Origin of the sequence: Streptomyces marinisediminis, assembly GCF_026262575.1 — a bacterium.
GTDB classification, from domain to species: Bacteria; Actinomycetota; Actinomycetes; order Streptomycetales; family Streptomycetaceae; genus Streptomyces; species Streptomyces marinisediminis.
Genome location: NZ_JAPKFL010000008.1, coordinates 82,009 through 105,108, shown reverse-complemented (window position 1 = coordinate 105,108; position 23,100 = coordinate 82,009). Strand labels below are relative to the sequence as shown.

Here is a 23,100-nt window from a genome sequence, read left to right as displayed (position 1 = left end):
GTGAGCCCTGTCCTATCAGATCCTGAGCGGCCGCTCATCGCCCGGTCGGGGTGAGGCGGATCACCAGCGACTTGCTCGCCGGGGTGTTGCTGTCCTCCGCGGTCGCGTCCAGCGGGACGAGGACGTTCGTCTCCGGGTAGTAGGCGGCCGCGCACCCCCGGGCGGTGGGGTAGTGGACGACGCGGAAGCCGTGCGCGGTGCGCTCGCTGCCGTCGCGCCACTCGCTGGTCAGGTCGGCGAGGCAGCCGTCGGGCAGGCCGAGCGCGGCCGCGTCGCCGGGGTGGACGAGCACGACGCGGCGGCCGCCCTTGATGCCCCGGTAGCGGTCGTCCAGGCCGTAGATGGTGGTGTTGTACTGGTCGTGCGAGCGCAGGGTCTGCAGCAGCAGCCGCCCTTCGGGCACCCGGGGCCAGACCACCGGGGCGGCGGTGAAGCGGGCGCGGCCGGTGGCGGTGGGGAAGCGGCGCTCGTCGCGCGGGGCGTGCGGCAGCGTGAAGCCCCCGGGCCGGGCGACGCGGGTGTTGAAGTCCTCGAACCCGGGAATGACGCGTGCGATGCGCTCTCGTACCCGGCCGTAGTCGCGCTCGAACTCCTCCCACGGGGTGGTGCTGCGCTCACCCAGCACCCGCCGGGCCAGCCGCGCGACGATCGCCGTCTCGGAGAGCAGCTCGGGGTGGGCCGGCGCCAGGCGGCCGCGGGAGGCGTGCACCATGCCCATCGAGTCCTCGACGGTCACGAACTGCTCCGCCCCGCCGCGCACGTCCCGCTCACTCCGCCCCAGTGTGGGCAGGATCAGCGCCCGCGCGCCGGTGACGCAGTGCGAGCGGTTGAGCTTGGTGGACACGTGCACGGTCAGCTCCGCGCGCCGCATCGCGTCCTCGGTGACGGCCGTGTCGGGGGACGCGGCCACGAAGTTTCCGCCCATGGCGAAGAACACCTTCACCCGCCCGTCGCGCAGCGCGCGGATGGACTCGACCGTGTCGTAGCCGGGGGCCCGCGGTGCGGTGAAGCCGAACTCCCGCTCCAGCGCGTCCAGGAACGCGGGCGCGGGCTTCTCCACGATGCCCATGGTGCGATCGCCCTGGACGTTGCTGTGCCCGCGCACCGGGCACACCCCCGCCCCGGGACGGCCGATGTCGCCGCGCAGCAGCAGCAGGTTGACGACCTCGCGGATCGTGGCGACGGAGTGGGCGTGCTGGGTGAGCCCCATGGCCCAGCACACCACGGTGCGCCGGGAGGCCAGCACCATGCGCAGCGCCTCCTCGATCCGCTCGCGGGGCAGGCCGGTGGCCGCCAGCGCCTCGTCCCAGTCGGTGGCCGCAGCGGCGCGCGCGAGGGCCTCGTAGCCGTCGGTGTGGGCGGCGACGAAGTCGGCGTCGACGGCGCCCTCGGTCTCGATGACCAACTTGTTCAGCAGCCGGAACAGCGCCTGGTCGCCGCCGATGCGGATCTGTAGGAACAGGTCCGTCAGCGCCGTCCCCGAGCCGAGGAGGCCGCCGGGCCGCTGCGGGTTCTTGAACCGCGTCATCCCCGCCTCGGGCAGCGGGTTGACCGTGATGATCCGGGTGCCGCCGCGCTTGGCCTCCTCCAGCGCGCTGAGCATGCGCGGGTGGTTGGTGCCCGGGTTCTGCCCGGCCACGATGATCAGGTCGGCGCGGTGCAGGTCCTCCAGCAGCACGCTGCCCTTGCCCACGCCGAGCGTCTGCGTCAGCGCGGCGCCGGAGGACTCGTGGCACATGTTGCTGCAGTCGGGCAGGTTGTTGGTGCCGAACTCCCGGGCGAAGAGCTGGTAGAGGAAGGCCGCCTCGTTGCTGGTGCGGCCCGAGGTGTAGAAGACCGCCTCGTCGGGGTCGGCGAGCGCGTGCAGTTCCCCGGCGATGAGCGTGAACGCCTGCTCCCAGCTCACCGGCGTGTAGTGCGTGGCGCCCGCGGCCAGGTACATCGGGTGCGTCAGCCGCCCCCGCTTGCCCAGCCAGTACCCCGAGCGCTCCGCCAGCTCCGCGACCGGGTGCCGGGCGAAGAACGCGGGCGTGACGCGGGCCCGGGTGGCCTCCTCCGCCACGGCCTTCGCCCCGTTCTCGCAGAACTCCGCGGTGTGCCGCCTGCCGCCCTCCGGCCACGCGCAACCGGGGCAGTCGAAGCCGTCCTTCTGGTTGACGCGCAGCAGGGTGAGCGCCGTCCGCCGCACGCCCATCTCCGCGTGCGCCATCCGCAGCGCGTGCCCCACGGCGGGCAGCCCCGCGGCCACCTCCGCGGGCGGCCCCACCGCCGGCGCGTCCTGCACGGGCTCTCCACCGGACTGCGAACTGGCACGCGACATGTCCTCATCATTCCACGCCCGCCGCCCCCCGCCCCGGCCGTTCCCGGCCACCGGCCCGCCTCTCCGCCGCCCCTCTTCTTCGTCGGCCCGTCGGCCCGCCGCCCGTCGCCCGGCGGCCGCCCCGCCCGCCACCGTGGCCGCTCCGGACGCCGGGCCGGACGCCACCCGCCTGCCGCCGGAGGGCCGGGCCGCGGACCGTCGTCGCGGACCCGCCGCCCCGCCGCGCCACCGGCTGTCGGTGCCGCATGGCAGGATCGGTCCCGTGGCTGAGAACGTGGCAAAGACAGCAACCGACCCCGAGCCCGCGGAGCCCGTGGAGGGCCCCCGCCGCCTGCTCCTCATGGACGGGCACTCGCTGGCCTACCGGGCCTTCTTCGCGCTGCCCGAGGAGAACTTCTCCACCACCACCGGGCAGACGACGAACGCGGTCTACGGGTTCGTCTCCATGCTGTCGAACACGCTGCGTGACGAGGCGCCCACCCACTTCGCCGTCGCGTTCGACGTGTCGCGCAAGACGTGGCGCGCGGAGCGGTACGCCGAGTACAAGGCCAACCGCTCCAAGACGCCGGACGGCTTCAAGGGCCAGGTGGAGCTGATCGGCGAGCTGCTGGACGCCATGCGCGTCAAGCGGTTCGCCGTGGAGGGTTTCGAGGCCGACGACGTTATCGCCACCCTCGCCACGCAGGCCGAGTCCGAGGGCTTCGAGGTGTCCATCGTCACCGGGGACCGGGACGCCTTCCAGCTCGTCTCCGACCACGTCACCGTCCTCTACCCGACCAAGGGCGTCTCCGAGCTCACCCGCTTCACCCCGGAGAAGGTCCGGGAGAAGTACGGCCTGGAGCCGCGCCAGTACCCGGACTTCGCCGCACTGCGCGGGGACCCCTCGGACAACCTGCCCGGCATCCCCGGGGTGGGGGAGAAGACGGCCACCAAGTGGATCAGCCAGTTCGGCTCGTTCGACGAACTGGTGGCCCGGGTGGACGAGATCAAGACGAAGGCCGGGCAGAACCTGCGCGACCACCTGGAGTCGGTCAAGCTCAACCGGCGCCTGACGGAGATGGTGCGCGACGTGCGGCTGCCGTGCGGCCCGGCGGAGCTGGCGCGCGCCCCGTACGACGGCGACGCGCTGCGGGCCCTGCTGGACGCCCTGGAGATCCGCAACGCCAACTTCCGCGAGCGCCTGTTCGCCGCCGACCCGGCCGCCGCCACCGCCGCCGACGAGCCTGCCCCCGCGGCCGGGGTCGAGGTCGACGGCAGCGTCCTGGACACCGGCGAGCTCGCGCCCTGGCTGGCCGAGCACACCGGCGCCGGCCGCCCGCTGGGCGTGGCCAGCGTGGACGACTGGAAGCTGGGCGCGGGGCAGGTCACCGAGGTCGCCCTCGCGACGGCCGACGGCCCGGCCGCCTGGTTCGACCCGGCGCGGCTCGACGCGGCCGACGAGCAGGCGTTCGCCGCCTGGCTGGCCGACCCGGCCGGCCCGAAGGTCGTGCACAACGCCCGGGCGGTGCAGCGGGTCTTCGCCGAGCACGGCTGGCGCGTGGCGGGCATCACCACCGACACCGCCCTGGCCGCCTACCTCGTGCAGCCGGGCCGGCGCAGCTTCGCCCTGGACGCGCTGAGCGTGGAGTTCCTCGCCCGCGAGCTCCCGCAGCCCGCCCAGGCCGGCAGCGGCCAGCTCGCCCTGGGCGCGGACGAGGCGGCCGAGGCCGACGCGCTGATGGGCCAGGCCCGCACCGTGCTGGACCTGGGCGAAGCCTTCGGCGACCGGCTGTCGGAGGTCGGCGCCTCCGGGCTGCTGGCCGACATGGAGCTGCCCGTCTCGGAGCTGCTGGCCCGCATGGAGCGCTCCGGTATCGCCGCCGACCGCCCGTGGCTGGGGCAGTTGGAGCAGCAGTTCGCCGACGCCGCCCAGCACGCGGTCCGCGAGGCGCACGCCGCCGTCGGCCACGAGTTCAACCTGGGCTCGCCCAAGCAGCTCCAGGAAGTCCTCTTCGGGGAGCTGGGTCTGCCCAAGACGAAGCGGACGAAGACCGGCTACACCACCGACGCCGACGCCCTGACCTGGCTGGCCGCGCAGACGGACCATGAGCTGCCGGTGCTGATGCTGCGCTACCGCGAGCAGTCCAAGCTGCGGGCCACCGTCGAGGGGCTGATCAAGACGATCGGCGCGGACGGCCGCATCCACACCACCTTCAGCCAGACGGTCGCCTCCACCGGGCGGCTGTCGTCCACCGAGCCGAACCTGCAGAACGTGCCGGTGCGCACCGACGAAGGCCGCGCCATCCGGCGGGCGTTCGTGGTCGGCGAGGGCTACGAGTCGCTGATGACGGCCGACTACAGCCAGATCGAGCTGCGCGTCATGGCCCACCTCTCCGACGACGACGGGCTCATCGAGGCCTTCACCTCGGGGGAGGACCTGCACACCACCGTGGCCTCGCAGGTCTTCGGCGTCGACAAGGGCGCCGTCGACGCCGAGATGCGCCGCAAGATCAAGGCCATGTCCTACGGTCTCGCCTACGGCCTGTCCGCCTTCGGCCTCTCCCAGCAGCTCGGCATCACCCCGGAGGAGGCGCGCGGGCTGATGGAGACGTTCTTCGAACGGTTCGGCGGCGTGCGGGACTACCTGCGCCGCGCCGTCGAGGAGGCCCGCGCCGTCGGCTACACCTCCACGATGCTCGGGCGCCGCCGCTACCTGCCGGACCTCAACTCCAGCAACCGGCAGCGCCGTGAGATGGCCGAGCGCATGGCGCTCAACGCGCCCATCCAGGGCACCGCCGCCGACATCGTCAAGATCGCGATGCTCCGGGTCGACGGTGCGCTGCGCTCCGCGGAGCTCGACTCCCGCATGCTGCTCCAGGTGCACGACGAGATCGTGCTGGAGGTGGCCCCGGGCGAGCGGGACCGCGTCGAGGAGCTGGTGCGGCGCGAGATGTCCGGCGCGGTGGAACTGCGCGCCCCGCTGGACGTGTCCGTGGGAGTGGGTCCGGACTGGGAGTCGGCCGCGCACTGAGCCGGAGCCGCTCCCGCCGAGCCCACCGCGCGGCGGGGGCGGCCCGTCCGGAAACCGGAGCGTCCGGGCCCGTGACCGGAGGCGGTGCGGTGACGTAAGGTCTCCTCGCTGCCGCCGGCCTGGACACGCACACGGCGGCAGGCCGCGCACTCGCAGCAGATCACGTGCATCCGCAGGGGAGGGGACGGCCGCATGACGGGTCGTACCGGCAGGATCCGCAGGGGGATGACCAGCACCGCCGTCGCGGCGGCCGCCATGGTCGTCCTGTCCGCTTCGCAGGCGCCCGGCGCTCCGCTGGGCCTCCCCCAACTCCCCGCCAAGGACCCGGTGGCCGGCACCGACGACCCGGTCCCCCAGGGCGACGACTCCTACCACACCGAGCTGCCGCCGCTGGAGTCCCCGGTCAAGCCGGGGGAGTCCGCGGGACCCAGCGGCGGTGGCACCCCGGTCGTCACCGGGCCCAGGGAGGCCGGCATACCCGCCACCGTGCTGGCCGCCTACCGGCAGGCCGAGACGGCCCTCCGCACGGAGCGGCCGGGCTGCAACCTGCCCTGGCAACTGCTCGCCGCCATCGGCAAGGTGGAGTCCGGGCAGGCCCGCGGCGGGGACGTGGACGCGAACGGCACCACGGTCCAGCCGATCCTCGGCCCCAAGCTGGACGGCAACGGCTTCGCGCTCATCCGCGACACCGACGGCGGCGCGCACGACGGCGACGCCGCCTACGACCGCGCCGTGGGGCCCATGCAGTTCATCCCCTCCACCTGGGCCTCCTGGGCCGCCGACGGCAACGGCGACGGCGCGAAGGACCCGAACAACATCTTCGACGCCGCGCTCGCCGCCGGCCGCTATCTGTGCGCGAACGGCCGCGACCTGTCCGTCCAGGCGGACTTGGAGCAGGCCATCCTGAGCTACAACCGCTCCACCGAGTACCTGCGCACGGTCCTGTCCTGGCTGGAGTACTACCGCGAGGGCGTCCACGAGGTGCCCGACACCGGCGGAGTCCTGCCCGACTCCCCGGGCGCGGGCAACCCGGACGAGCCCGCCACCCGCCCGGCCACGAAGCCCGCCCCGAAGCCGGAGCCCGAGCCGAAGCCGGGCAGGGGCGGAGGCGAGGACAAGGGCGGGAACAAGGACAAGGGCGGGAACAAGGACGAGGACCGGGACAAGGTCGAGGACAGGGAGCCCGGCAAGGACGAGGACCGGGAGCCGGAGCGGCCGGGACAGACGCCGCGCCCCGAGCGTCCCGACGACGCCCCCGTGGTCCCGCCGCCGCCCACCTGGAACGACGACCGCCCCGGCGACGACCCGGACCAGCCCGAGGAACCCGAAGAGCCGGGCGAGGAGCCGGAGGAGCCGGGCGAGGAGCCGGAGGAGCCCGGCGAGGAGCCGGAGGAGCCCGGCGAGGAGCCGACGGAGCCCCCGGCGGAGTGCCCGGCCGACCCGGAGGAGCCGGGTGACGACGAGGACTCCGCACCGGGCACGGAGCGCCCGGCCGAACCGGGCGACCCCGCCGACCCGGAGGGTGACGAGCGGGACGAGCAGCGGGAGCCGCAGGAGCCGACCGCCGAGGAGCCCGGCGAGGACGCCGAGGGCGAGCCCGGGAGCGCCCACGGGGACGAGCCCGGGGACGGGGAGGACCCGGAGGCCACCGAGGCCCCGGCCGACCCGTGCGGCGACCCGGACGACGGCGACCCGGACGACGGCGACCCGGACGACGGCGGCACGGACGGCAACGGGACGGACGGCGAGGACCAGGAGACCCAGGACGCCGATCAGGGCCAGGCCCCGGACGCCGACGACCCCGCGCGGAAGGAGGGGCCCGCCCAGCCCGGCCCCACACCGTCGGCGGCCTGACCCGGCGCCGCGGGCCCGGAAGCGGCCGGCGCTCCCCGGCCCGGCGGGTGCCGGAGTCAGGGCGTCGGCGCGCCCCGGGTCACCGGCGGCGGTTGGTGCGCCGCGTCGGCTCCGCCGTGGCCGGGTCCTGCGGCCACGGGTGGCGCGGGTACCGTCCGCGCAGCTCGGCACGGACGGCCCGGTATCCCTCGCCCCAGAACGACGCGAGGTCGGCCGTGACGGCGGCCGGGCGCCCGGCGGGGGAGAGCAGGTGGACCACGAGCGGGACGCGCCCGTCGGCGAGCCGAGGCGCCTGGGCCCAGCCGAACAGCTCCTGGAGCTTGACCGCGAGCACCGGCTGGTCGCCGCCGTAGTCGACGCGCACGCGCGATCCGGAGGGGACCTCCACGCGCTCGGGCGCCAGCTCGTCCAGGCGCGCGGCCGACCCGTCGGCCCACGGCAGCAGGGACCGCAGCAGGGCGAGCGTGTCCACGGACTCCGGCCGCTCGGCGGTCAGCCACTCCGGGGCGCGCGCGAGCAGCGCGGCGTCACCGACGTCGGGCCAGGGAGCGCCCATCGCGCGGTGCAGGAAGTCCAGCCGCCGCCGCAGTGACACCGCCGCCGGCGGCCACCTCAGCAGCCCGAGCCCTTCGGCGCGCAGGGCCGCCAGGAGCACGGCGCGCACCCGTTCCGGGTCGGGGTGGGCGAGCGGCCGGGTGCCGAGGTCGATCGCGCCCAGCCGCGTGACCGACCGGGCGACGACCTGTCCGCGCTCCCCGTCCCAGGTGACCTCGTCCGCCTCCCGCCACAGGGCCGCGCCCGCCTGCCGGGCGACCTCCTCGTCGATCACCGCGACGAGCCGGGCCCGCGCCGAGGCCGCGCCCGTCGGACGGTCGGCCGAGGCCACCGCGAGCCACGGCGCGTCGCCCACCGGGCCCGGCACCTCCGCCCGGGTGCCGGAGGCCATCAGGAAGCTGCCGCCGCCCTGCCGCCGCGCCACCCGCTCGGGGTAGGCGAGCGCCACCACGAGCCCGGCCGCGTCCGCCCCGGCCGCGTCCATCCCGGCCGCGTCCATCCCGGCCGCGTCCATCCCGGCCGCGTCCATCCCGGCCGCGTCCATCCCGGCCGCGTCCATCCCAGGCGTCGCGTCCCGCGCCGTGCCGCCGCCCGCGTCCCGCGCCGCTCGCCGCAGCCGGTCGGCCTCCCGCCGCCAGCGCCCGGCGTACCCGTCGCGGCCCTGCGGCCCGCCGCGTCGCACGGCGCGCAGCACGTCCCCGACCTCCTGCCCCAGCTCCCGGGGCGGCTCCTCGCTGAGCACCGCCACGACCTCGGCCGCCGTCCGCGCCCCGACCAGGTGGGCGCCGTCCAGCAGTGCCCGGGCCAGGCGGGGGTGCAGCCCGAGCCGCGCGAGCGCCGTGCCGCGCGGCGTGGCCCGTCCGGCGGCGTCCACCGCGCCGACCGCGCGCAGCACCTCGCGGGCGGCGGCCATGGCGCCGTCCGGCGGCGGGTCGAGCAGCGCGAGGCCGGAGGCGTCCGGGTCGCCCCAGCAGGCGGCCTGGAGCGCGAAGCCGGTGAGGTCGGCGACGGCGATCTCCGGCGAGGGGAAGCGGGCGCGCCGGGCGTCCTCGGCCTGGGCCCAGCACCGGTAGACGGTTCCCGGCGCCTCGCGGCCCGCGCGTCCGGCCCGCTGCCGGGCCGCCGCCCGCGAGGCCCACACGGTGGTCAGCCCGCCCAGCCCCCGGGCGTGGTCGGTGCGGGGCTCGCGGGCCAGCCCGGCGTCCACGACGACGCGCACCCCCGGCACGGTGAGGCTGGACTCGGCGACGGCGGTGGCCAGCACCACCCGGCGTGGCTCGTCGGCTCCGCGCCCGGCCAGCACGGCGTCCTGGGCCCGCGCGCCGGTGCGCCCGTGCACCTGGAGCACCCGCGTGCCGTCGGGCTCGCCCAGCAGTCCGGCCACCCGGGCGATCTCCCCGACGCCGGGCAGGAAGCACAGCACGTCGCCCTCGCGCTCGCGCAGCGCCCGGCGGACCACGGCGGCCACGTGGGTGAGCAGGGCCCGGTCGACGCGCAGGCCGTGCGGCGGTGCCACGGGGGCGGGCGGCGGGGCCCACACGACGTCCACGGGGTGGGACAGGCCCGGGGCCGTGACGACCGGGGCGCCGAGGAGCCCGGACCAGCCCGCCGCGTCGGTCGTCGCGGAGGCGGCCACCAGGGCGAGGTCCGGCCGGAGGGCGGCGCGCACGTCCAGCAGGAAGGCCGCCGCGGTGTCGGCGTCCAGGTGCCGCTCGTGGCACTCGTCCAGCACGACGGCGTCGACGCCCGGCAGCTCCTGGTCGCGTTGGAGCCGCCGCAGCAGGACCCCGGTGGTCACGACCTCCACGGCGGTCTCGCGGCTCACCCGGCGCTCACCGCGCACGGTGTAGCCGACGCGGCCGCCGACCTCCTCGCCCAGCAGCCACGCCATGCGGCGGGCGGCGGCGCGCGCGGCGATGCGGCGCGGCTCGGCGACGAGTACCCGGCGCGGCCGGCCCTCCCCGGTCAGCCCGGCGAGGGCCAGCGGCACGAGCGTGGTCTTGCCGGAGCCGGGCGGCGCGCACAGCACGGCACCGCCCGCGCGGTCGCAGGCGTCCCGCAGCGCGGGGACGGCCTCCGCCACGGGCAGGGGCGGGGCGGGGCGTGGGGGCGGGGTGGCGGCCGGATCGAGTGACACGCCGCCATTGTCCCGGGGCCACCGGGCCCAGCGGCCGGGGGAGGGGCAGCGCGCGCCGTCGCGGCCCGTCCCCACCCGCGGGCGCCCCGGTTTCGCAGGCGGCCCAGGGCCGGTCCGGCTCCGCGCGCGGGTGTCGCACCACCGCACGCGGACGGCCGTGGCCCGCGCCCCGCAGGCGGACGACGGCGGCCCGGCCCCGCCGCGCGCGGGCGAAGGCCGCCCGGTCCCGCGCACAGCGGCGCGGACCCGGCTCAGTCCCGCACGCAGACGAAGATCGCCGTGCCCGGGATCAGCGCGCCGCGCAGCGGGGACCAGCCGCCCCACTCCCGGGTGTTCCACGCGGGCCACTCCGGCTCGACCAGGTCCACCAGCCGCAGCCCGGCCGCGACCACCTCCCGCACCCGGTCGCCCACGGTGCGGTGGTGCTCGACGTACAGCGTCCGCCCGGCGTCGTCCTGCTCGACGTAGGGCGTGCGGTCGAAGTAGGACGCCGAGACGGTCAGCCCCTGCGGCCCGGGCTCGTCCGGCAGCGCCCAGCGCACCGGGTGCGTCACCGAGAACACCCAGCGCCCGCCGGGCCGCAGCACGCGCCGCACCTCGCGGAAGACCCGGACGGGGTCGGCCACGAACGGCACCGCTCCGTAGGCGGAGCAGGCGAGGTCGAAGGAGGCGTCGGCGAAGGGGAGCGCGCCGGCGTCGGCCTGGACCACGGCGAGGCCCTCGGCGCCGATGCGCAGCGCGTGCTGGAGCTGCCGGTGGGCGATGTCCAGCGCGACGGGCCGGGCGCCCTGTGCGGCCAGCCAGCGCGAGCACTGCGCCGCGCCGGCGCCGATCTCCAGCACGCGGGCGCCGGGGAGCGTCGCGGGGTCGCCCAGCAGGCGGGCGTCGGCCTCGTCCAGCCCCTCCGGGCCCCACACGAACCGGTCGTCGCCCAGGAAGGTGCCGTGTTCGCGCTGGTAGGCGTCGGCGTTGCGGTCCCACCAGCGCCGGTTGGCCCGGCTGCTCTCCGCGTCCCCGGCGTCCCGCCGGACCGCGTAGCCCTCGTCGTCGGTCACCGCACCCGCACCCCTTCGCCGTCGCGTCGAGGCGTAACGATAGGCTGTGGTCACCTTGTACGTGCGGTGTGCGGGGAGCACGCTGTGTCGTGTGCGTGAGTCGGTGGCGGTGCGCCCGGTTGGCGGTCTTTCGCCCCTTGCGTCCCACCTGTCGCAAACGCGCATTGACCATGCTCGCCCGCGCCCGTATGCTACAAGTTGCGCTGCGGGCCTGCGCGCCTCGGACGGAGCAGGTCGCGCTCGCTTCTGTTGTATGTCCCCTCGGTTGGCGAGGTGCCCCCTCCCGGGTCTCCCGGGTGAGCATCTCTGAAGGCTGTCCGGCTTCGGCGGTAGCGATAAGGGCTCACGGCGTAGCAGTACCTACGACTTCTGTGTCCGTACCGGAGCCCTTTACCACATGACGAGCAGCACCGAGACCACCGTGACCACCCCGCAGGTTGCGGTCAATGACATCGGTTCCGAGGAAGCCTTCCTCGCCGCGATCGACGAGACGATCAAGTACTTCAACGACGGCGACATCGTCGACGGCGTCATCGTGAAGGTCGACCGGGACGAGGTCCTGCTCGACATCGGTTACAAGACCGAGGGCGTCATCCCTTCCCGTGAGCTGTCGATCAAGCACGATGTCGACCCCAACGAGGTCGTCGCCGTCGGTGACGAGATCGAGGCGCTTGTTCTCCAGAAGGAGGACAAGGAAGGCCGCCTGATCCTGTCGAAGAAGCGCGCCCAGTACGAGCGGGCCTGGGGCACCATCGAGAAGATCAAGGACGAGGACGGCATCGTCACCGGTACCGTCATCGAGGTCGTCAAGGGTGGTCTCATCCTCGACATCGGCCTGCGCGGCTTCCTGCCGGCGTCCCTGGTCGAGATGCGCCGCGTCCGCGACCTGCAGCCGTACGTCGGCAAGGAGCTCGAAGCCAAGATCATCGAGCTGGACAAGAACCGCAACAACGTGGTCCTGTCCCGCCGTGCCTGGCTGGAGCAGACGCAGAGCGAGGTCCGCCAGACCTTCCTCACCACCCTGCAGAAGGGCCAGGTGCGCTCCGGCGTCGTCTCCTCGATCGTCAACTTCGGCGCCTTCGTGGACCTCGGCGGTGTCGACGGCCTGGTGCACGTCTCCGAGCTGTCCTGGAAGCACATCGACCACCCCTCCGAGGTCGTCGAGGTCGGCCAGGAGGTCACGGTCGAGGTCCTGGACGTCGACATGGACCGCGAGCGCGTCTCCCTGTCGCTCAAGGCGACGCAGGAAGACCCGTGGCAGCAGTTCGCCCGCACGCACCAGATCGGCCAGGTCGTGCCCGGCAAGGTCACCAAGCTGGTGCCGTTCGGTGCGTTCGTCCGCGTCGACGAGGGCATCGAGGGTCTGGTCCACATCTCCGAGCTGGCCGAGCGCCACGTGGAGATCCCGGAGCAGGTCGTCCAGGTCAACGACGAGATCTTCGTCAAGGTCATCGACATCGACCTGGAGCGCCGCCGCATCAGCCTCTCGCTGAAGCAGGCCAACGAGTCCTTCGGCGGCGACCCGATGGCCGTCGAGTTCGACCCGACGCTCTACGGCATGGCCGCGTCCTACGACGACCAGGGCAACTACATCTACCCCGAGGGCTTCGACCCGGAGACCAACGACTGGCTCGAGGGGTACGAGAAGCAGCGCGAGGAGTGGGAGAACCAGTACGCACTGGCGCAGACCCGCTTCGAGCAGCACCAGGCCCAGGTCGTCAAGTCCCGCGAGGCGGACGCCCAGGCCGAGGCCGAGGGTGCCGGCGGCGGCGCGCCGCAGGGCGGCGGCAGCCAGGGCGGCGGTGGCGGCGGTTCGTCGTACTCGTCGGACTCCGGCGAGGACAGCGGTGCGCTGGCCTCCGACGAGGCCCTCGCGGCACTGCGCGAGAAGCTGGCCGGCGGCCAGAGCTGAGTCGGCGCGCCGGGCGCTGAGCCCGGCGGAGAGCTGAACGACCGAAGGCCCGCTCCCCTCGGGGGAGCGGGCCTTCGGCGTGTCCGCACCGCGTGCCCTGGCGGGCGGCCGGGACGCCGCCAGTGCGCGGGCGCGCCCCGGCCAGGCGTGGGGCCCCGGCCAGGCGCGGCCGGCCGAGGCCAGGACGCGGGCGCGCCGCGACCAGGACGCGGGCCGGACGCCGCCCGGCCGCCACGCCCGCTCCGGGCGCGTGCCCCGGTCCCGGTCGCGGCGCGCGCCCGGGACCGGGGCGCCGTCAGGCCGCCGCGGCTTCGACCAGGCTGAACCCGACGCTCGCCGGCAGCGGTACGACGCCGGTGACCTTCAGGCCGGCCCGCGCGCACAGCCGGTCGACGTCGGACCGGGTGCGCTCCCGGCCACCGACGAGCACCGCCATCTGGAGGTCCTTGACGTAGGGGTCGAGCCCCACGGCCCGTTCCTCCGACTGTCCCGGAGTCGTCGGCGGCACCACGTCCGGCAGCACCACGTCGACGATCAGCACGCGGCTGTTCTCCGACATGGCCCGGCGGCAACTGGCCAGGATGGCGGCGGCCCGCTCGTCGTCCCAGTTGTGGATCACGCTTTTGATCACGTACAGGTCGGAGCCCTCGGGGACGGCCTCGAAGAAGTCGCCGGTGGCCACCGTGCACCGGTCCTGGAGGCCGGCCGCCGCGAGCGTCTTCGACGCCTGCGCGGCGCCCTCGGGGGTCTCGAAGACCACGCCCCGCAGCCCGGGGTGCTCCCGCAGGATCGCGGTGATCAGCGTGCCGTCGCCGCCGCCGACGTCCGTCACCGAGCGGTACCGGCCGAAGTCGTAGTGCGCGGTGACGGCGGCGGCGGTCTCGCGGCTCTCCTGGCTCATCGCGGCGTTGAACACCTCGGTGAACTCCGGGTCGTCCGCCAGGTAGGCGTACAGCGGCATGCCGAACTGCTCGTCGAAGGCGGTGCGCCCGGTGCGCAGGGTGTGCTCCAGCAGGTCCCAGGGCTGGAGCGTCTGGGGCGCGGTGTGGAACAGGGTGAAGTCACGCAGGGACTCCGGGTGGTCGCTGCGCAGCAGGGCCCCGGCGTCGGTGAGGGCGAAGCTCCCGGGCGCGCGCTCCACGCACAGGCCGAGGCTCGCCAGCGTCCGCAGGAGCCGGGTCATCTGCTCCGGGGCGATGCCGCGGTCCCGGCCGAGGTCCGCGGCGTCCCGCTCGCCGTCCCCGATCGCGTCCGCCAGGTCCAGCCTGGCCGCCAGCCCCACCACCTGGGTGATCCTGGAGCCGAACACCCGCCGCATCAGAGCGCGCCGGGCGGCGTGCCGGTCGGCGTTGCCTTCCGCCATGTCCGTTCCTCTCGGTGTCGGTGCGATGGCGGTCGGCCACGTCCGACGGCCGGCCGCCCTGGGCGTCGGAGCGGGCCCGCTCGCGCACCGGCGCGCCCGACGCTGTGTGACAGGCGGGGCCCCGCGGTGCGGGCCCCTCGAAGCGGTGGTGCGATCGGCGCGCCGTCGTGCGGCGCGCCGTCCTCGGGGCGACGGGGCCCCGGCGCCCCGGAAGCCGGGGCCCCGTCAGGAAGGCCGGGTCCCACGGTGGTTTCCGTGGGACCCGGCCTCCCGGTCCGGCGCGGGCCGTGGCGGCGGCTGGGCCGCCCCGGTGGCCCGCCGGTGGCGCGGCCGGTCGACGAACGGCACGGAGTCGACGGCACCGCGCGTGCGGGGTGGGTACGGGTGCCCGCGGGGCGACCGGCCGCCGCCGGTCGTCCCGCGGGCACCCCGCCCGGGCGTTACACCGCGCCGTCGGGGGAGCGGCGTGGGCGGGTGCCCGAGCGGTGTGGCCCCGGCCGGGTCCGTGCGGGCCCGGCCGAGGGGCTCACGGGGCGGGGGTGAGGGAGTCGGGCCGGGCGGCCGCGCGGTGGCGGGCCAGGTCCTGGGCCAGCTCCTCGTCCACGAGGTCGTGGTTGAGGACGAACGCCGTCAGGGCGCCCATGCCGGCCGCCGTGACGACCTGGACCCGCGGGTCGACGACGTTGCCCACCGCCCACAGGCCGGGCACGCTGGTCTTCCCGGCGCGGTCGGTGACCAGCCAGCCGCGCTCGTCCTTCTCGCAGCCCAGGCCGTCGAGGAAGGAGTCGTTGGGCGTCATGTGGGGGAAGAGGAAGACGGCGCTGCGCGCGACGGTCCGGCCGTCGGCGAGCTCCACGGCGTGCACCTGGTCGTCCCGGGTCAGCACGGCGGAGATCGCGCCCTCGGCGACCCGCACGCCCCGTGCGGCCAGGAGCTCGCGCTCGTCGTCGGTCAGCTCCCCGGTGTGCGGGAAGTAGACCAGGTCGTCCGACCACTGCCGCAGCAGTACCGCCTGGTTCACGGAGTTGGGGTGGGTGCCCAGCACCGCGAAGGGCTGGTCGCGCACCTCGAAGCCGTGGCAGTAGGGGCAGAAGAGCACGTCCTTGCCCCACCGCTCGCGCAGCCCGGGGATGTCGGGCAGCGTGTCGCGCAGCCCGCTGGCCACGACGACGTGCCGGGCGGTCAGGGCGGCGCCGCCCGCCAGCCGGACGACGAAGCCGGGCTCGGCGCGGTCCACCTGGTCGACCTGGGCCGTGACGAGGTCGGCCCCGTAGCGCGCGATCTCCGCGCGCCCGGTCTCCAGCACCGTCTGCGGGTTCGCCCCGTCGCGGGACAGGAAGCCGTTCAGGTGCGCTGACGGGGCGTTGCGGGGCTCACCGGCGTCGACGACGGCGACGGAGCGCCGGGACCGGGCCAGGGTGAGTGCTGTGTTGAGACCGCCCGCCCCGCCGCCTATCACGATGACGTCGTAGGTGGATCGGGTAAGTGTGTCGTTGTGCGTGCCGCTCATGGCGATCACCTCCGGCGCAAGCGTGCGGTCAACACCCGGGACGAGCAATTTTTGTTGCCGTTTTCGAAACGTCGCGGCGGAGGCGGACGGGCACCGCCACCCGGCCGGGGGAGCGGCGGCCCCGCCGGCGGGGTGGGAAAGGCGCGCGGCGGCGCGGGAATGCGCACGCCGCGTCGCACGTTGCACGGTGCGGAAAGTGCACCCGAGGGGGCGAGGAATACCGTGTCGAAGCCGCGTGACCTGTACGAGTGGGAGCCGGGCGGGCTGCGTGCCGTGGACGAGATCATCGACCGCGGCGTGGGGAGCGGTCTGGTCATGCTGTACCACTTCGAGGGCTTCATCGACGCCGGGGCCACCGGCGAGCAGATCGTGGGCCGCCTGCTGGAGAGCCGCCCGCACCAGACGGTCGCCCGGTTCGACGCCGACCGCCTGATCGACTACCGCGCCCGGCGCCCGATGATGACCTTCCGCCGCGACCAGTGGGCGTCCTACGACGCGCCCGCCCTTGAGGTGCGGCTGCTGCACGACGCGACGGGCACCCCCTTCCTCCTGCTCAGCGGCCCCGAGCCGGACGTCCAGTGGGAGCTGTTCACCGCCGCGGTGCGCGAGATCGTCGAACGGCTCGGGGTCCGGCTGTCCGTCGCCTTCCACGGCATCCCCATGGGCGTGCCGCACACCCGTCCCGTCGGCCTCACCCCGCACGGGAACCGCAGCGACCTGGTCCCGGGCCGTCCCGCCCTGTTCGACGAGGCGCAGGTCCCCGGGAGCGCCTCCGCGCTGCTGGAGTACCGCCTGATCGCCGCCGGTCACGACGTGCTGGGCCTGGCCGCGCACGTCCCCCACTACATCGCCCGCTCCCCGTACCCGGACGCCGCGCTCGTCGTCGTCGAGACGATCACCTCGGCCACCGGCCTGGTGCTGCCGGCCCTGGCGCACACCCTGCGCGGGCAGGCGCACAAGGCGCAGACGGAGATCGAGCGGCAGCTCGCGGACGGCGACGGCGAGCTGGCCGCCGTGGTGCGCGGCCTGGAGCAGCAGTACGACGCGATCGCCGGTTCCGCGACGCGCGGCAACCTCGTCGCCGAGCCCGCCGAGCTGCCGTCCGCCGACGAACTGGGCGCCGTCTTCGAGCGCTTCCTGGCCGACCGCGAACGCGAAGGCGGCGACGGCGAGGGCTGAACCGGCCAGTAGGGTGGCCGCATGCTGAGTGTGGGACTGACTGGTGGCATTGGGGCGGGCAAGAGCGAGGTCGCCCGCCTCCTCGCGTCCTACGGCGCTGTGGTCGTCGACGCCGACCGCATCGCCCGCGAGGTCGTGGAGCCCGGCACCGAGGGGCACGCGGCGGTCGTCGCCGAGTTCGGCGAGGGCGTCCTCGGACCGGACGGTGCCCTGGACCGCCCGGCGCTGGGCCGGATCGTCTTCGCCGACGACGAGCGCCGCGCCGCGCTCAACGCGATCGTGCACCCGCTGGTCGGCGCCCGCAGCGCCGAGCTCCAGCGGGCGGCGGGCGGGGACGCCGTGGTGGTGCACGACGTGCCGCTGCTGACGGAGAACGGGCTGGCCCCGCTCTACGACGTCGTCGTGGTCGTGGACGCCTCCCAGGAGACGCGGCTCAGGCGGCTGACGGAGCTGCGCGGCATGCCGGAGGACGAGGCCCGCGCGCGCATGGCCGCGCAGGCCACCCGGGCCGAGCGGCGCGCCGTCGCCGACCACGTGATCGACAACGACGGCCCGCTGGAGGCCCTGGAGCCGCAGGTTCGCGCGCTGTGGGAGAGCCTGCGCGGGCGTGCGTAGGCCCGCGGGCGGGAATGCTCGGGAGCACCCGGCTGTTGTCAGGGCCGAAGGAGGCACCTCATGTCCCGCACGCCCGAGACGCACGTGATCGACTTCCGCGCGGCCGAGAAGCTGCTGGAGGCCAGGGACCCGCTGGGCGCGGTCAAGCTCCTCGACCCGCTCATCACGGCCCACCCAGAGAACACGGCCGCGCGGCTGCTGCGCGCCCGGGCGTTCTTCCACTCGGCCCAGCTCCGCTCGGCCGAGCTGGAGTTCCAGCTCGTCCTGGAGCGCGAGCCGGACAACGCCTTCGCCCACTTCGCGCTGGCCCGCACGCTGGAGCGCGCCAGCCGCTCCGGCGAGGCCCGCCGCCACTTCCGCCTCGCCGCCGCGCTCGACCCGCGCCCCGACTACCTCGACGCGGCCCGCTTCGACGACTCCTGACCCGTCCCGGCCCGCCGCGTACCCGGCGAACGCCTCACGGCCGCTTTGGTCAGCGCCGCGCCGGGTCGTGGTGCGCAGTGCGGTGTCAGGGTGTACTGGGCCGCGCCGGTCAGCGCCGTGACGTGCGGGCTCGCACCGGCGGCTTCCGCGCAGGGCGTGTGGCACGGCGCCGGGCAGACGCGCCGGACAGCGCCGCGCCGGGTGGTGGCGCATAGCGCAGTGCCGCGCAGCGCCGGGCCGGGTCCTGACGCGCAGTGCGGTGCCGGGCCGCGCTGGGCTGCACAGCGCCCCGCCGCACAGCACAGCGCCGAGCCGGGGCCGCACAGCGCCGCGCGGGGCCGAGCCGCGCAGCGCCGGGCCGAGCCGCACGGCGCGGGGCGGGGACGCGCCGCAGGTCGACGCCGCGCTGGGCGACGGCCCGGTGCGGCACGAGCGGGCCGACCGCGCGCCCCTCGCCCTTGCCGGTCCTCTCCTCGGCGGGGGCGCGGCACGGCGTGCGGCGAGAAGCGCACGGGTGCCGCGCGCGCCGGCCCGGCGGTCGCGTGGGGTGCCCTGGCGCTGGGCCGGGGGACGTGGGGCCGCTAGGGTGATCGGGCGTGACCCGTCGTACCCGCGCCGCCGCGCCCGCCGTCCTCGCCGCCCTGTTCGTAGCCACCGCCTGCACGGTGGAGAACGTGCCGGAGGCGGGGGACGAACCCCCCGCCGACTCCGCCCTGCGCGCCCTCGCCGACCTGACGGTCGGGGAGCGCGCCGCCGAAACCGACTACGACCGGCGCAAGTTCGGCTCGCCGTGGGCCGACACCGACGGCAACGGCTGCGGCACCCGTGACGACATACTCAGCCGCGATCTCACCGGGATCGCCGTCGACGCAAACGGCTGCGCCGTCACCTCCGGGACGCTGGACCCGGACCCGTTCACCGGTGAGTCCATCGCCTTCGCCCGCGGGGGCCGCAGCGAGGTGGACATAGACCACCTCGTCGCCCTCTCCGACGCCTGGCAGAAGGGCGCCCACGCCTGGGACCCCGCCAAGCGCATCGCCTTCGCCAACGACCCGCTCAACCTGCTGGCCGTCGACGCCGGGGCCAACCGCGCCAAGGGCGACGCCGACGCCGCCACCTGGCTCCCCCCGCACGAGCCCTACCGGTGCGCCTACGCCGCCGCGCAGGTGGGCGTCAAGCACAAGTACGGCCTGTGGGTGACCCGGGCGGAGCACGACGCGCTCACCCGTGTCCTGAACGCCTGCCCGGACGAGCCGCTGCCCACCGGCGGCGCCCCCACCGCGGCACCCCCGGAGTTCACCGCGCCCGAGTAGCCGCCACCGCGGTCGGACGGGCGGCCTCGGCCTGTCGGGGCGCCGGTGCCGCGGAGGCGTCGGGGCGCCGGGGCGTCGGTGCGGCGCGGGTGCCCGGCTGACCGGAACCATGAGTTCCGGTTTAGCGGACGGGGGACGTGGCAGGTGTCAGCCATGCGTCCCTCGCCCCCACTGCGTCGCGTCCGCCGTCTGGACCGTGCCCTGACCCGCCGCGTCAGCTCCCTCGACGCCCCCGGCCTCGTCCGCGTGCTGGACGGCCTGGAAGCCGCCGCGTCCCGGACCAAGCTGTGGTGGGGCGGCGCGCTCGTCCTGGCCGCGGGCGGCGGTGCGCGCGGGCGGCGCGCCGCGGCGGCCGGGCTGCTGAGCATGGGCGCGGCCCAACTGCTGGCCAACGCCGTGTTCAAGCAGCTCTACGCCCGCCGGCGCCCGCCGAACGAGCTGGTGGGCCGTGCCGAACCGCCCGCCCGGCCCGGCTCCTCGTCCTTCCCCTCCGGGCACGTGGCGGCTGCCGCCGCGTTCTCCGGCGGCGTCGCACTGGTGTGGCCGGCCGCCGGGGCCCTCGCCTGCGTCCCGGCCGCGCTGATCGGCGTGCAGCGCGTGCACTGCGGCGCCCACTACCCCAGCGACGTGGCCTGCGGCGCGCTCATCGGGCTCGCCGCCCCCGCCCTGCTCGCCCGGACACCCCGGGCCGCCGTCCGCCCCCTCGTCCGGGCCGGAGCCCGTATCGCCGCTCCCTGAGCGAGTGCACGGCAGACGAAGGCGACCCGCGCGCGACCACCGAGCCGGAGAGCGTGCTGCTGCCCGGACACGACGTGCCGCTGGGCCGCTACACCACCGTGCGGCGGCTGCTGCCGCAGCGTGGGCGGCGCATGGTCGGCGCGTGGTGCTTCGTCGACCACTTCGGTCCAGAGGACATCGCCGACCGCCCGGCATGCGCATCGCACCGCACCCGCACACCGGTCTGCAAACCGTCACCTGGCTGGTGGCCGGAAAGTTGGACGGCGGCCACCGACCGGTTCGGCCCCGTCCGCGGCTGTCCGGAACCCCTATTCCCCGCCCCGGAGCTGCCGACCGTCCGGTTGAAGCCCCGTGGCCGCACCGGTTGACCAGGACTTTCCAGCACTGACCGCCACCATACGACAGGCGACAAGAGTTACAGGCTGGCCAGCCGGAGTGGGAAAACTGGCTGGAAGAAGCGGCTTCTCGGTGGGGGCGGCCGCCACCTCGGAGGACGGTCTGATCCAGAAGTTCGAGGAGAGGTTGCGACCTCAGTCGCCCTGGAGGGCGGTCGCCACGCGCATCATCTCTCGCCCGGCGGTGCGGCCTTACGAGTTGCGATCCTCGACCGCCCCGGAGGGCGGTCGCCACCGGCGGAGGTGGTCGGCGAAGTCCGGCGGATAGTTGAGGTTGCGATCCTCGACCGCCCCGGAGGGCGGTCGCCACGATCTTCTCCGCGAGCACGCTCACGAGCTGGCGGGGTTGCGATCCTCGACCGCCCCGGAGGGCGGTTGCCACACGAGCACGACCAGGAGCACGACGACGCCCCGGCCGGGTTGCGATCCTCGACCGCCCCGGAGGGCGGTTGCCACCAGCGACTGGGTGATGGTGGTGCGGATCGGCGAAGTGTTGCGATCCTCGACCGCCCCGGAGGGCGGTTGCCACGCGACGGTCTTGCTGGTCATCGCCAGGTAGTCCGCGTTGCGATCCTCGACCGCCCCGGAGGGCGGTTGCCACGGTGTTTGAGCTGCTGTTTCGCCTCTGGGAATGCCAGCGTGACACCGATCTTCAAGTTCATTCAGGGCGTTTCGGGCATTCTGCTTCGGTGCGATGCGGGTTTCGTGTGTGCACTTGGGGTTCCGAAGCGTGTGCTGGTTCAGACGATGAGGTCGTCTCGGTGTGACTGTAGCTGGGCGGTGCCTCGGGTTTGAACGGCGGTGAGACCGTGGTGGGGGAGGCGGTAGACGCGGATGCTGTCTCGGTCGTGGTCGATCGTGGCGTCGATACTCGCTAGGAGGCGGAGGAGGTCGGCCTCGTCGGTGACGATTTCGAAGACCGATTTCTGGACGCGCAAGCCGTAGCCTTCGCAGAGTTTCGCGACGCGTCGCAGTCGGCGGGCGCCCCCGAGGGTGGTGGTGTCGACATCGTAGGTGAGGAGGAGGTCCATCAGGTGGCGGTCCAGGGGAGGTAGGCGGGGAGGTCGCCGCGGAGGTGGCGGGCGAGGAGGCGTGCTTGCATCACGGGGAGCAGCCCGGCGGGCACCCCCCGGCCGGAGAGGGTGTGCGCCCAGGTCTGCTGTCTGGCCTCCTGCCATGCCTGGACCAGAGCGGTGCGGCCGTCGTCGGTGAGAGTGACGGCGCCGCCGGGCAGGTGGTCGAAGTGTTCGGCGCGGAGTTGGCGTCGGTTGAAGAGGGTGAGCACGAGCCGGTCGGCCAAGGGGGCGCGGAACTCTTCCATGAGGTCGAGGACGAGGGCCGGCTTGCCGGGCCGGATTCCGTGAAGGTAGCCGACGTACGGGTCGAGTCCCACCTGTTCGGCGGCGCCGTGTACGAGGCCACGCAGCAGTCCGTAGGCGAAAGACAGGGCGGAGTTCACCGGGTCTGTCGGGGGTCTACGTTCGCGGCGCACGAACGGCGGGATGCCGTCGGCCGGCCGGAGTGCGTGGCGGAGCGTTTCGAAGTGGAGGCGTGCGGCATTGCCTTCGTATCCCATGAGGGTGTCGGTGTCGGGCGCCTCGGGGGTCTTGGCCAAGGCGTCGGCGAGTTCGCTCGCCGCTGTGCGCATCGCGGCCTGTTGTGCCGGGGCGGCGTCGCGGGCGGCGCGGAGAAGCACCCAACGGCTGTTGCGAATCTTGGCGGCTACGGCGTTCCTGGCGATCGCGACCCGGGTGTCCTTGTCGTCGTGTGCTCGGTGCTGGGCGTGCCGGAGGAGGACGTTGCCCTGCACCGCGCCGTCGAGGCGGCCGAGGAACCGGCCGGCGCGGGTCATCCAGGTGACGGGTCGGCGGTCCTGGGCGCAGCGGGCGATGAGTTCGGTGGTCAGGGTGACGTGTCCGTAGACGACGATAGCGTCGATGCGGCGCAGGGGCAGGACGCGGCGTGCGGGCTGATCGGGGAGGCGGATGCGAAGGGAGTCCTCTTCGAGACGGAGTTCGATGCCCTGGGTCTGGACGTAGAGGGTGTTGAGGAGTTCGGTCGTCATCTCTGGTCCGGTGGTGGGTCGGTGCGGTACAGGTCGCGCAGGGCGCGCCGGAAGCGTTCGGTGCCGCTGAGGACGCGGGGCATGCAGGAGGTGGCCATCGAGCAGCGGCGGCAGCGGTTGTCTGCTGCCGGACGGGGCAGGGCGCTGGTGGTGAGCATGGTGCGGATCTCGGTGGTGAGGTCGCGGACCTGGTCTCGGAGGAATTGGTCGATGGTCACGGTGTGGCGACGGCGGTCGGCGGCCGAGTAGACGGCCGCTCGGCTGATGCGGGTGCCGAACATGGACTCCAGGCACAGGGCTTGCCCTGCGGTCTGGACGTCGGCGGGCCTCCCGGGGAGGTAGCGCCCCGATTTGTGCTCCACTGGGAGGACCCGGCCGTCGGCGTGGAGTTCTACGGTGTCGCAGTAGCCGTAGAGTCCGAGATCGTCGTGGTAGACGGGGAGGCGGTGGAGGGTGCGGACGGTACCCCGTCCGCGGTTCCCGGGTGTGTCCACGCGCTGGTGGAGGAGCGTTCCGCGGACGGTGGCAGCGTCGTCCTCGAAAGCGTCTTCCAGGAGGATGAGTCCGCTCTGGCGGGGGCAGTAGGCGTAGTGCTCCAGGGCGGAAAGGGGCACCTGCGGTAAGGGCCCGTTTCCGGCCTGAGCCTCGGAGGCGGT

The 23,100-nt window shown here is 74.8% G+C and carries 16 protein-coding genes and 1 CRISPR repeat array; of the genes, 8 read left to right on the top strand and 8 right to left on the bottom strand.

Annotated elements, in window-relative coordinates:
• Positions 1-34: 34 nt before the first annotated feature.
• Positions 35-2,320 carry an FdhF/YdeP family oxidoreductase gene (locus tag OSB71_RS08950; RefSeq protein WP_265946200.1) on the bottom strand — a complete coding sequence of 762 codons (2,286 nt, stop codon included), beginning with the start codon at positions 2,318-2,320 and terminating at the stop codon, positions 35-37.
• A gap of 340 nt (positions 2,321-2,660) precedes the next feature.
• Between OSB71_RS08950 and polA the strand changes: the two genes are divergently transcribed.
• Both polA and OSB71_RS24610 read left to right on the top strand, forming a co-directional pair.
• The gene (polA, locus tag OSB71_RS08945) at positions 2,661-5,330 is read left to right on the top strand and encodes a DNA polymerase I (protein WP_265946369.1); all 2,670 of its coding nucleotides are present in this window, start codon (positions 2,661-2,663) and stop codon (positions 5,328-5,330) included.
• A 225-nt stretch (positions 5,331-5,555) separates the two neighbouring features.
• Positions 5,556-7,184, top strand: coding sequence for a lytic murein transglycosylase (locus OSB71_RS24610; RefSeq protein ID WP_416237223.1), 1,629 nt, complete (start codon positions 5,556-5,558; stop codon positions 7,182-7,184).
• Between the two features lie 79 nt (positions 7,185-7,263).
• Here the strand turns inward: OSB71_RS24610 and hrpB are convergent, their stop codons facing one another.
• Both hrpB and OSB71_RS08930 read right to left on the bottom strand, forming a co-directional pair.
• Complete coding sequence (gene hrpB / locus OSB71_RS08935) at positions 7,264-9,876, bottom strand: ATP-dependent helicase HrpB (RefSeq protein ID WP_265946198.1); 2,613 nt, start codon at positions 9,874-9,876, stop codon at positions 7,264-7,266.
• 251 nt (positions 9,877-10,127) lie between these two features.
• Positions 10,128-10,931, bottom strand: coding sequence for a class I SAM-dependent methyltransferase (locus OSB71_RS08930; RefSeq protein ID WP_265946197.1), 804 nt, complete (start codon positions 10,929-10,931; stop codon positions 10,128-10,130).
• Positions 10,932-11,328: 397 nt separating this feature from the next.
• Between OSB71_RS08930 and rpsA the strand changes: the two genes are divergently transcribed.
• Positions 11,329-12,843 (top strand): 30S ribosomal protein S1, encoded by a 1,515-nt coding sequence (rpsA, locus tag OSB71_RS08925; RefSeq protein ID WP_265946194.1) that lies wholly within the window; start codon positions 11,329-11,331, stop codon positions 12,841-12,843.
• Between the two features lie 295 nt (positions 12,844-13,138).
• Here rpsA and OSB71_RS08920 read toward each other — a convergent pair whose 3' ends face one another.
• Entirely contained in the window at positions 13,139-14,206 is a 1,068-nt protein-coding gene (locus OSB71_RS08920) for a methyltransferase (protein WP_265946192.1), read from the bottom strand.
• Positions 14,207-14,732: 526 nt separating this feature from the next.
• Complete coding sequence (locus OSB71_RS08915; RefSeq protein ID WP_265946190.1) at positions 14,733-15,716, bottom strand: NAD(P)/FAD-dependent oxidoreductase; 984 nt, start codon at positions 15,714-15,716, stop codon at positions 14,733-14,735.
• 240 nt (positions 15,717-15,956) lie between these two features.
• On the opposite strand from OSB71_RS08915, the gene OSB71_RS08910 reads away from it, so the two are divergent.
• The 5 genes from OSB71_RS08910 to OSB71_RS08890 all read left to right on the top strand — a co-directional run bounded on the left by OSB71_RS08910 (position 15,957) and on the right by OSB71_RS08890 (position 19,984).
• Positions 15,957-16,895 carry a PAC2 family protein gene (locus OSB71_RS08910; protein ID WP_416237228.1) on the top strand — a complete coding sequence of 313 codons (939 nt, stop codon included), beginning with the start codon at positions 15,957-15,959 and terminating at the stop codon, positions 16,893-16,895.
• A gap of 21 nt (positions 16,896-16,916) precedes the next feature.
• Positions 16,917-17,510 carry a dephospho-CoA kinase gene (coaE, locus tag OSB71_RS08905; RefSeq protein WP_265946186.1) on the top strand — a complete coding sequence of 198 codons (594 nt, stop codon included), beginning with the start codon at positions 16,917-16,919 and terminating at the stop codon, positions 17,508-17,510.
• A gap of 60 nt (positions 17,511-17,570) precedes the next feature.
• Positions 17,571-17,933 carry a tetratricopeptide repeat protein gene (locus OSB71_RS08900; protein WP_265946184.1) on the top strand — a complete coding sequence of 121 codons (363 nt, stop codon included), beginning with the start codon at positions 17,571-17,573 and terminating at the stop codon, positions 17,931-17,933.
• Between the two features lie 596 nt (positions 17,934-18,529).
• The gene (locus OSB71_RS08895) at positions 18,530-19,246 is read left to right on the top strand and encodes an HNH endonuclease family protein (protein ID WP_416237222.1); all 717 of its coding nucleotides are present in this window, start codon (positions 18,530-18,532) and stop codon (positions 19,244-19,246) included.
• 153 nt (positions 19,247-19,399) lie between these two features.
• Positions 19,400-19,984 (top strand): phosphatase PAP2 family protein, encoded by a 585-nt coding sequence (locus OSB71_RS08890; RefSeq protein ID WP_265946183.1) that lies wholly within the window; start codon positions 19,400-19,402, stop codon positions 19,982-19,984.
• A gap of 593 nt (positions 19,985-20,577) precedes the next feature.
• A CRISPR array of direct repeats spans positions 20,578-20,980; the repeat unit is 37 nt; unit sequence GTTGCGATCCTCGACCGCCCCGGAGGGCGGTTGCCAC.
• 139 nt (positions 20,981-21,119) lie between these two features.
• Here OSB71_RS08890 and cas2 read toward each other — a convergent pair.
• Genes cas2 through cas4 form a run of 3 tightly spaced genes read right to left on the bottom strand, consistent with a single transcriptional unit; the run spans position 21,120 to position 23,058 of the window.
• On the bottom strand, positions 21,120-21,410 hold the full coding sequence (gene cas2, locus OSB71_RS08880) for a CRISPR-associated endonuclease Cas2 (protein ID WP_265946181.1): 291 nt from the start codon (positions 21,408-21,410) through the stop codon (positions 21,120-21,122).
• A complete protein-coding gene (cas1c, locus tag OSB71_RS08875) occupies positions 21,410-22,444 on the bottom strand; it encodes a type I-C CRISPR-associated endonuclease Cas1c (protein ID WP_265946179.1) in 1,035 nt (344 codons plus the stop codon). Before cas1c ends, cas2 begins: the two co-directional genes overlap by 1 nt.
• Positions 22,441-23,058: a CRISPR-associated protein Cas4 gene (cas4, locus tag OSB71_RS08870; RefSeq protein ID WP_265946176.1), complete on the bottom strand. Its 618-nt coding sequence runs from the start codon at positions 23,056-23,058 to the stop codon at positions 22,441-22,443. The genes cas1c and cas4 overlap by 4 nt, the downstream gene beginning before the upstream one ends.
• Positions 23,059-23,100: the final 42 nt, after the last annotated feature.

Bases quoted from the DNA above. Each gene is read 5' to 3' on its own strand.
- OSB71_RS08890 (WP_265946183.1), top strand. From the start codon at position 19,400: ATGCGTCCCTCGCCCCCACTGCGTCGCGTCCGCCGTCTGGACCGTGCC.
- polA (WP_265946369.1), top strand. From the start codon at position 2,661: ATGGACGGGCACTCGCTGGCCTACCGGGCCTTCTTCGCGCTGCCCGAG.
- cas1c (WP_265946179.1), bottom strand. From the start codon at position 22,444: ATGACGACCGAACTCCTCAACACCCTCTACGTCCAGACCCAGGGCATC.
- coaE (WP_265946186.1), top strand. From the start codon at position 16,917: ATGCTGAGTGTGGGACTGACTGGTGGCATTGGGGCGGGCAAGAGCGAG.
- OSB71_RS08900 (WP_265946184.1), top strand. From the start codon at position 17,571: ATGTCCCGCACGCCCGAGACGCACGTGATCGACTTCCGCGCGGCCGAG.
- OSB71_RS24610 (WP_416237223.1), top strand. From the start codon at position 5,556: ATGACCAGCACCGCCGTCGCGGCGGCCGCCATGGTCGTCCTGTCCGCT.
- OSB71_RS08915 (WP_265946190.1), bottom strand. From the start codon at position 15,716: ATGAGCGGCACGCACAACGACACACTTACCCGATCCACCTACGACGTC.
- OSB71_RS08920 (WP_265946192.1), bottom strand. From the start codon at position 14,206: ATGGCGGAAGGCAACGCCGACCGGCACGCCGCCCGGCGCGCTCTGATG.
- OSB71_RS08950 (WP_265946200.1), bottom strand. From the start codon at position 2,320: ATGTCGCGTGCCAGTTCGCAGTCCGGTGGAGAGCCCGTGCAGGACGCG.
- cas2 (WP_265946181.1), bottom strand. From the start codon at position 21,410: ATGGACCTCCTCCTCACCTACGATGTCGACACCACCACCCTCGGGGGC.
- rpsA (WP_265946194.1), top strand. From the start codon at position 11,329: ATGACGAGCAGCACCGAGACCACCGTGACCACCCCGCAGGTTGCGGTC.